The organism is Neisseria sp. P0021.S005 (assembly GCF_051956955.1).
Genome location: NZ_JBQCWY010000572.1, coordinates 1 through 1,974 on the forward strand (window position 1 = coordinate 1; position 1,974 = coordinate 1,974).

The following is a 1,974-nucleotide window of genomic DNA, read 5'->3' on the forward strand; positions in this document are numbered from 1 at the left end:
CTGGCTCATCAGAGTGGGCTGCTGGCTTCCGCCCCTGACCCGGTGTTCCGAATTACCATGCGGGGAGACCCGCCATAGAAGAAACGCATTATAGCGGTTTTACAGAAAAACTCAAGCGATAAAATCTCTCAGGCCGTCTGAAAACCATTTACACGACAAGATTGTAAACAATATTGCCTAGTTGCAAATCATTCCCATTGAAATGTTTATCGTCTTTTCCGTTGAAAAATATCGAAAATTACACTACATTAACACTTTACGCCATCAAGAAGAAATTGCATTTTTCAGACGGCCTTTAATATAAAAACACATCCATCAACGGAACACAACCATGACCACGACTACTGCCCCTCAGCGTATTCGAGAAATTCCCTATAACTATACTTCTTATACCGACCGCGAAATCGTCATCCGACTGTTGGGCGACGAAGCGTGGCAAATCCTGCAAGACCTGCGCGGTCAACGCAAAACAGGACGTTCGGCACGAATGCTGTTTGAAGTATTGGGCGATATTTGGGTGGTCGTGCGCAATCCGTATCTGGTCGATGACTTGTTGGAGCACCCGAAACGCCGCGCCGCGCTGGTGCGGGAAATGCGCCACCGTTTAAACGAAATCCGCAAGCGCCGCGACGACAATCAGCAAGTGGATGTCTTGGTTGCCGCAGCAGAAAAAGCAGTCGAACGTTTTGATAGCAGTTTTGATGAAACCATCCAAAAACGCCATCAGATTTTGGAACGTTTAAGCAAAATCACCAAGCCGCACAATATTATGTTCGACGGGCTGGCGCGGGTAACGCACGTTACTGATGCGACCGACTGGCGCGTGGAGTATCCGTTTGTCGTCGTCAATCCTGATACCGAGGCAGAGATCGCGCCTTTGGTGCGCGCCTTAATTGAGTTGGACTTGGTCATTATCCCACGCGGCGGCGGTACGGGTTATACCGGCGGCGCAGTACCTTTGGACGCAAACAGCGCAGTCATCAATACCGAAAAACTCGACAAGCATCGCGGCGTCGAATACGTTGAGCTGGCAGGCTTGGACGGCAGACATCCGATTATCCATTGCGGCGCAGGCGTGGTAACCCGACGAGTGGAAGAAACCGCGCATCAGGCAGGTTTGGTGTTCGCCGTTGATCCGACCTCCGCCGATGCGTCTTGCGTAGGCGGTAATGTGGCGATGAATGCAGGCGGTAAAAAAGCCGTGCTGTGGGGTACTGCCTTGGACAACCTCGCCTACTGGAACATGGTTAACCCTCAAGGCGAATGGTTGCGTATCGAACGCGTGCGCCACAATTTCGGCAAAATCCACGATGAAGAAACCGCCATATTTGACGTACATACGCTGGATTCAGACGGTCTCAATATCGTTAAAACCGAACGCTTGGAAATCCCTGGCCACAAATTCCGCAAAGTCGGTTTGGGCAAAGACGTTACCGACAAATTCTTAAGCGGCCTGCCCGGCGTGCAGAAAGAAGGCACAGACGGCATCATCACCAGCGTCGCCTTCGTATTGCATAAAATGCCGAAATACACGCGCACCGTGTGTATGGAGTTTTTCGGTACGGTCGCCACTGCCACGCCGTCCATCGTCGAAATCCGCGACTTCTTGCTTGCCCATGAAAGCGTACGACTGGCCGGTTTGGAACATTTAGACTGGCGTTACGTCCGTGCCGTCGGTTATGCCACCAAAGCGGCAGGCAAAGGCCGACCTAAAATGGTCTTGCTGGCAGACGTGGTTTCCGACGATGAAGCCGCCGTGCAGGCAGCCGCCGAACACATCTGCGAACTCGCCCGCGCCCGTGACGGAGAAGGCTTTATCGCCATATCTCCAGAAGCGCGCAAAACCTTCTGGCTTGACCGCAGCCGCACCGCCGCCATCGCCAAACATACCAACGCCTTTAAAATCAACGAAGACGTGGTAATCCCACTCGAAAGGCTCGGTGAGTATTCAGACGGCATCGAACGCATCAACAT

The 1,974-nt window shown here is 52.4% G+C and carries 1 protein-coding gene and 1 other RNA gene; one reads left to right on the forward strand and one right to left on the reverse strand.

All coding sequences use genetic code 11. The features are described 5' to 3' along the window. Nucleotides 1-74, reverse strand: an RNA gene (ffs, locus tag ACTHUE_RS17025) — signal recognition particle sRNA small type; the annotation flags it as partial. Between the two features lie 257 nt (nt 75-331). On the opposite strand from ffs, the gene ACTHUE_RS17030 reads away from it, so the two are divergent. Next, on the forward strand, nt 332-1,974 hold a 1,643-nt coding region (locus ACTHUE_RS17030; protein ID WP_440424038.1), incomplete at its 3' end, for a DUF3683 domain-containing protein.